Consider the following 6,993-nt stretch of genomic DNA (forward strand, 5'->3'; position numbering starts at 1 on the left):
AACTAAACCTACTCGCATCATAATTTTCACACTCCATGTTGTGTGACCGCCGTTAACAACAGCATATGGTTGCCTGACAGTCAGTGAAAAAACGTTTTTGATACTAACACGTCTTATCACGGTCGTCAGGTTAACGCCTCTGTCTGCTTATTAAATGACCTCATTTTCAAGTTTCCGTCACCTATGTCTAACTTGATTTAACGTACAGGCGCCTAAAAAACAAACTGAAAAAAACAGACAAAACAAAATATTGAAACACTTAAACACCCTTAAAATAACCATATATTAACTAATCATGTCAGGATGTAACTTAATTCGCGCGTGACTCACATAAGCGACAAAAATGTTTCCCATCACTTTACTCTGTTAGCTAGAGTAGGGCCCCTCACAAATGGAACAAAGGATACTGAAACAAGGACAGTGATGTGAGTTTGGTTGTTGCTTAAGGCATCGCTAAATCGCGCAGGGAGTAGTCGCGCAATCACAGACGATCCACCTTCCGATAATGATATTGACTCGCTCAACGCTATCGGTAACCCGCAAGCGACCGGTTACCCAGCAAGCGACGTGAAGAAGGTTAAGTTATGACAACACAGCAAGCTCGATTACCCTCCATCATTCAGGTGGTATTAGCACTTGGCGCCTTTTTGGCGCTCGCGTTTTCGTTTACCGCCAAATTAGACCTCCCCATTCAACTCGCCTTATTTATCGGCTGGTTTGTGATTATGGGATTGGGGTTAAAACTTGGCCATCAATACAAAGATCTTGAAAGTGCTGCCACGAAAGGAATTTCTAACGGCTTAGGCGCCGTTTTAATACTTCTATCGGTTGGCGCATTGGTAGGTACCTGGATTGCAGGCGGGATCGTCCCCACTATTATTTACTATGGTCTTAAAGCTATCCACCCTTCTATCTTCCTTTTAGCGACCATGTTGATTTGCTCGTTAACCGCTTTAGCGACGGGCACCTCTTGGGGGGCTGCCGGAACCGCGGGTATTGCCATGATGGGGATTGGTCAAGGCCTTGGGATCCCTGCCCCAATGACGGCAGGTGCGGTTCTTTCAGGGTGCTACTTTGGTGATAAAATGTCGCCATTGTCTGATTCAGTGATCCTTGCCTCTTCAATGTCTGGCGTCGAAATCGTTGAGCACATTAAAGGCATGCTGCCGATTGCACTGATCAGTTACATCATTACCGGTATTCTGTTTACTCTGATTGGCTGGCACTACGCAGGCAATGTGGATATGAGCCAAGTAGAGATGGTGAAGCAAGCGATGCAGGATCAGTTTGTGATTTCACCACTATCCTTTGTGCCGGTGCTGATTGTCCTCGCGCTGCTGGCAATGCGATTACCGTCTTTCCCGGTCATTAGTTTTGGTTCATTACTGGGTGTGGTTTGGGCCGTAATGCTGCAAGATATGACCCCCGTGAACGCCATTAATACCGCGTGGGCGCCGTTTTCTATCTCATCGGGTGTCGACTTTATCGATGCCATTCTCAACCGCGGTGGCATGTCTTCAATGCTCGGTTCCGTGGCTGTGATTGTGTTTGGTCTGGGTTTTGGTGGCTTACTCGAAAAAGTCGGGGTCTTGCATACCATTGCCAGCTTGTTTGAGCGTCGCGTTAACAGTGCAGGTAGCTTGGCAACCTCCACCATCGGCACCGCCTTTATGGGGAACGTATTCGGCTCGGCCATGTATGTGTCGCTGATCTTAACCCCTAAAATCTGTGCCAAAAACTACGACAGACTGGGTTATCAACGTAAAAACTTGTCTCGTAACGCTGAATTTGGTGGCACGTTAACCTCAGGCATGGTGCCATGGAGTGATAACGGTATTTATATGGCCAGTATTCTTGGCGTCGCCACCTTGTCTTATGCACCCTTCATGTGGTTAAGCTTTGTGTGTATTGCCGTCACCATCGTGACCAGCTACTTCGGTTGGTTTGTCGATAAGGTTGAGCCAAACCAGGCCGCGCAAGCGCAAGAAGATACAACCGCAATAGCGTCTGCGCCAGAGCGTGCCTAACGAGCAATAAAAGCGCTTAAAATAAAGCGGGACACGCTAGCCGTGTCCCGCTTTTTTTATTCATCGTCTCGACTGGATAAACAGCGTTGTAGTTGGTCACGCAAATTTGGGGGCGTCCCTTTTATGGTGAGGGTGTCTGTGTCTGGATCGTAGAACACGCGCTCCCCCATCAACATGGCATCAAAGTTGACCGATAAGCCACCCCCCGATCCGACAAATTTAGTTAACTTGCGCATGGTGGTGCGGTCGGCAGGAAACTGCGCTTCCAGTTCATAGCCTTGCTGGTTGGTGTATTGATAAAAGTCCGTTCCTTCGGGGGTCGCTGGCAATTCCTCCGCGAGCTCTTTGACCACCACTTCATCACCCGCTTTAAGCTGATCGTTACAGTAGTCATACACCTGCTTGCGGTAGTTGTTCTTCTCTTCTTTATCCAAACGGGCATCATCACAGTAATCCTCAACCGCCTGCATCAGCACTTGGTTTTGCTGTTTACTGTCCATGCCCACTTCCGCTTGCAAAAAATCAAGGAAGAAGTCTGCAACTTTGCGCCCAACTCGCCCTTTGATAAACGACAAGTAACGATTTGATGCCGGATCAGTCTCCCAGGTAGACAAATCAATCCGTGCCGCGATATCCATTTTGCTGACATCTAAGTATTCGGTGGCGTTAACGTCAAGCTCGTCCGTGACGCGTAAACTGTGCTTTGATTCCACCACACCAATAAACACGTAGTCAGTGGCTAAGGCACGGTAATGCGCCATCACCAAGGTGCCACTATCGGCAAATGGGTATTTCGCGAGCTCAGCGCGCAGACGTTCAACGGCACGTTCAGAAAAGGCTCGAAAGTCCAGTTCGTCAGCGCGGTAAGCCTTTAACCATTGCTGGAATTCACTCTCGGTGTCGAACAACGCAAACCCTTTGCCTGCTTTTGCATGATAAACCCGATGTACATCGGCCATCAGATTTTCGGTTTGTTCGTTGAGCGGTAATGGTCCGTCGCGAAGCTGAACATTAAGCGAATCATCAGCTTGTTTGACAATTTGATGTAATATTACGTTAGAAAGCGTGAGGGTCATGATTGAAAAGATTTTCAGTAAGACTAAAGTGTGGGTTATTATACGCTGCTTTGGTTTTAAGAAGACAAGACGATTTTATGCCTGTAACCTCAAAATATGATGATAAGCAAGTGGAACGTATTATCAGTGATGTTGTCAATGTGTTAGAGCAACACGATGCATCGACGGATTTATCACTGATGGTGATTGGGAATGTCGCCACCAATATCCTTAACCACAATATTCCTGCCGCACAACGTCAGGCATTTGCCGAGAAGTTCGCCCAAGCATTAATGGCATCCATCGATAACCAATAACGCTTGCAGCAGTATCTAATCAGAGAAGAATAAATTTGTATGGTTGATAGCGGAACATCGTATCGCGACAAAGTATCCCAGCTGATCAGTTGGGGGCATTGGTTTAGCTTTTTCAACATCATTGCCGCTATGTTGCTGGGCACCCGCTATATCAGCCAATCTGGGTGGCCAGACACCCTATTAGGGCAAAGCTACTTGATCTTTAACTGGGTCGGCCACTTCGGCTTCCTGGTTTTTGCGCTCTATATTCTGATCATTTTTCCAGCCAGTTTTATCATCCCGTCTCAGCGTCTTATGCGGCTTTTTGCGGTAATAGTCGCGACTGTCGGAATGATGGTATTGCTGCTGGATATTTACGCCTATCAAACCTTACACCTACATCTTAACCCCTTGGTATGGGAGCTGCTTTTAAGCGGCGAAAAAACCGATATGAATGCTCACTGGCAGTATTTATTTATTGCTGGGCCGGTGATCTTTATCTTAGAGCTGGTCATGGCCGAGTGGGTATGGCGTAAGCTGCGTAAATTAACCCGTAAACGCGTTGGTGTTCCGGTTGCCAGCGTGTTTGCTCTTTGCTTTATTGCCAGCCATTTAATCCATATCTGGGCCGATGCGTTCATTTATAGTCCAGTCACGGCACAGCGTTCGACCTTTCCTGTCTCGTATCCGATGACAGCAAAAACCTTTATGGAAAAGTATGGCTTGCTCGATCGACAAGAGTATCAACGCCTACGCGAGCAGCGCGGCCAAGAAACCAGCGAGGTGATTCGTTATCCGTTGGAGCCACTGTCGTTTGCGCCAGATGCCAACAAATACCGCCCAAACTTATTGGTGGTGATGGTTGAAGGGTTACGTGCCGATATGCTTAACCCAGTCACCATGCCTCACCTGCATCGTTTCGCTACCGATAATCTGTGGTTTAAGAATCACTTCAGTAGCAGCAACGATGATATGGCCGGTTTGTTTKGTTTCTTTTATGGACTGCCGGGCAGCTATGCGCAAAGCGCGCGAACTGAGGGTTTGCGTCCTGTATTGATGGATACGCTCAATCAACGTCGCTATCAACTCGGGCTGTTCAGTGGCGATAACTTTTCTAACCCCATTTACTATCAAAGTATTTTTAGTCGCGCACTCGACCGAGATACACAGTCAGAGGCACCGGCTTGGCAGGCCGATGCCAGTGCGATCACCTCGATGCAAAGCTGGCTACAAGGGCGCCAAGCAAATACACCTTGGTTTGGTTATTTAGAGCTCGCCACGGTGAATGAATATGAGCAAGGCGGCGACTATGCGCAACCTTTCCAACCGGCGCTTAACAGTGGAATGGCCGGTGTCGACCAGCAAACAGGCTTGGTCCTCAAAAATAGCTATAACAATGCCGCTCACTATCTGGATGAGCAATTGGGCGAACTGATTCAACAGCTTGAGACTTCGGGAAAGCTAGCCAATACCGTAGTGATGATTACGGCAAATCACGGCATGGAATTTAATGAAACCGGGATGAATAGTTGGGGGTCGAACTCAAACTACAGCCGTTATCAGCTTCAAGTACCGATGGTGATGCACTGGCCTAATCAACCGGCCGAGCAGATCAATCATTACAGTAGCCACCTTGATGTGGCACCGACATTGATGGAGTCGATGCTATCGGTGAGCTCACCCGCCAACAGTTACAGTAGCGGTGTGAATCTGTTTGAACTCGAGAGCCAATCACGCAAATGGGTGTTGGCCGGTGACAGTCGCGATATTGTGGTGATACAGCCACAAAAAACCACGGTGGTGGATAAATTTGGCAATTATAAAGTCTATGATCGCCACTATACCCCACTTCCCGAAGGTAAGCCCCAGTTGTCACTATTGATGCAAGTGATGCACGAATTAAAGCGTTTCTATTATCCTGAGGATCACGAGCCGCAATAATGGCCAATAAGTGGCGCATAAGTAGCCAAACAATTGAAAAACGGGGAAACAACCGCGTTTAGCAATTGACAGCCATTAGGTCGATTCGTAATATAGCGCTTAGTCGGTCTGTAGCGCAGCCTGGTAGCGCACTGTCATGGGGTGTCAGGGGTCGCTGGTTCAAATCCAGTCAGACCGACCAATACATATAAGCCCGTCACTCAATGAGTGACGGGCTTTTTCGTATGGTACGTTCAACAAGGATAAACATCCTGTTCGCGGCGGGCACTTATTCGGCTTGACGCCCGACAAACGCGGCAACAATGGTGTCTTCTCCATATTGCCGGGAAAAGACATACGCGCCTGGTTGAGGGATCACTTGGTGCGCGCCCGCGCCTACCGCTGGGTGGCGTTGCCTAAACTGCCCCACTTTTCGCCAATGGTTTAATAACCCCGCCTGCATGGCGTTACGCTGCCACACCATATCCGAGCGTGTTCCTTGGTGAAAGTCATCGCCGTAAGGGCCTAAATCACGTCCAACTTCATCACCGTAATAGACTTGCACCGCACCGGGCGCCAGAAGTAATGCGTTGGCAGCACCGCGTTGCATGCTGGCATCTTTAAAACGGCTAAAAAAGAGCTCGGTATCATGAGACGACATATAGCTAACCGGAATAAAATCCGCTTCTGTTTGCATGGTCTCAGCGTACGCGTGATACGTGGTTTCCATTTCACTTAAACAATACGCCCCTTTGTCCATCCGCTTTTGCAGATCAAAGTTAATCAGTGCATCAAAGCCTTGGTCAAAATAAGGACTCCGGTAGGCATTGTGCCCCCATACTTCTCCCATCATCCAAAAGGGCTCGCCCGTTTGATTATTAGCGGCGCGCCAGCTTTTCAATGCCTCTGAGGCGTGTGCTTTTAACGCTCGCCAAACCTCACCATCAACATGCTTGACGGTATCAACACGAAAACCATCAATACCAAAACGCGCAACCCACTGGGTTTGCCATTCAAGTAAGTAATCACTCACTGTGTAATTGTCTCGCACCTTTACTCGCGTGCCGGGATTGTTGAGCAACCATTGTGGCGGGGTCACCGGTTGCGAAGATTCAGTTTTAAAGTCAGGCAATCCGGCTAAGGTCAGCGTTTTATCACTGCTGCCAGGCTCATCGTACCCCGGTAATCCTGCGCGTACCCAGTCTTTTCCCCACCACTGCTGCCAATTCGTGCTCTTATAATCAATCGCATCATGAAAGTCATGCCAGCTTTGTCCGTCACCGGGCTGCCAATTTTGCCATTGCGCCGGTAATTCAGTGTCATTGACTACCTCAATCCCGTCTTGCTGTAAATCCGCGAGCGTTGCGTAACCTGGGTGATTGACGACTGCGTCCAGAAACACCTTTAGTCCGCGTTGATGCGCTTCGTCGACCAATTTTTTTAGTGTGGCATCATCACCAAAGTTGTTGTCTACTTGGGTAAAGTCACGCGACCAATAGCCGTGGTAGGCATAAAACGGAAAGTCCCCTTGGCTGCCACCACCGACAAACCCGTGAACCTGCTCTACGATCGGCGATAACCAGATCACATCGGTGCCGAGCGCTTGGATATAATCCAATTTGTCGATCACGCCTTGTAGATCTCCGCCATGAAAGGTACCAATGTTTTGCGCTTTATCCTGACGCCGCCCATAGC

The 6,993-nt window shown here is 48.5% G+C and carries 5 protein-coding genes and 1 tRNA gene; 4 read left to right on the forward strand and 2 right to left on the reverse strand.

Annotation, left to right across the window (positions count from 1 at the left end):
• Positions 1–584 precede the first annotated feature (584 nt).
• On the forward strand, positions 585–2,027 hold the full coding sequence (gene nhaC / locus BZG79_RS09445) for a Na+/H+ antiporter NhaC (protein WP_021022300.1): 1,443 nt from the start codon (positions 585–587) through the stop codon (positions 2,025–2,027).
• Positions 2,028–2,083: 56 nt separating this feature from the next.
• On the opposite strand, the gene yejK is transcribed toward nhaC, so the two are convergent.
• Positions 2,084–3,103 (reverse strand): nucleoid-associated protein YejK, encoded by a 1,020-nt coding sequence (gene yejK, locus BZG79_RS09450; RefSeq protein WP_077774255.1) that lies wholly within the window; start codon positions 3,101–3,103, stop codon positions 2,084–2,086.
• A gap of 77 nt (positions 3,104–3,180) precedes the next feature.
• Between yejK and BZG79_RS09455 the strand changes: the two genes are divergently transcribed.
• The 3 genes from BZG79_RS09455 to BZG79_RS09465 all read left to right on the forward strand — a co-directional run bounded on the left by BZG79_RS09455 (position 3,181) and on the right by BZG79_RS09465 (position 5,500).
• Entirely contained in the window at positions 3,181–3,399 is a 219-nt protein-coding gene (locus BZG79_RS09455; RefSeq protein WP_021022298.1) for a YejL family protein, read from the forward strand.
• Positions 3,400–3,438: 39 nt separating this feature from the next.
• Positions 3,439–5,319, forward strand: a complete 1,881-nt coding sequence (locus BZG79_RS09460) for a DUF3413 domain-containing protein (RefSeq protein WP_077774256.1) — start codon at positions 3,439–3,441, stop codon at positions 5,317–5,319.
• Between the two features lie 104 nt (positions 5,320–5,423).
• Positions 5,424–5,500 (forward strand) — tRNA-Pro (locus BZG79_RS09465).
• Positions 5,501–5,587: 87 nt separating this feature from the next.
• Here BZG79_RS09465 and BZG79_RS09470 read toward each other — a convergent pair.
• Positions 5,588–6,993 (reverse strand): alpha-amylase (locus BZG79_RS09470; RefSeq protein WP_077774257.1); only part of this gene is annotated, 1,406 nt, incomplete at its 5' end.

The sequence above is a fragment of the Salinivibrio sp. MA427 genome (genome assembly GCF_001996115.1).
Taxonomy (GTDB): Bacteria; Pseudomonadota; Gammaproteobacteria; order Enterobacterales; family Vibrionaceae; genus Salinivibrio; species Salinivibrio costicola.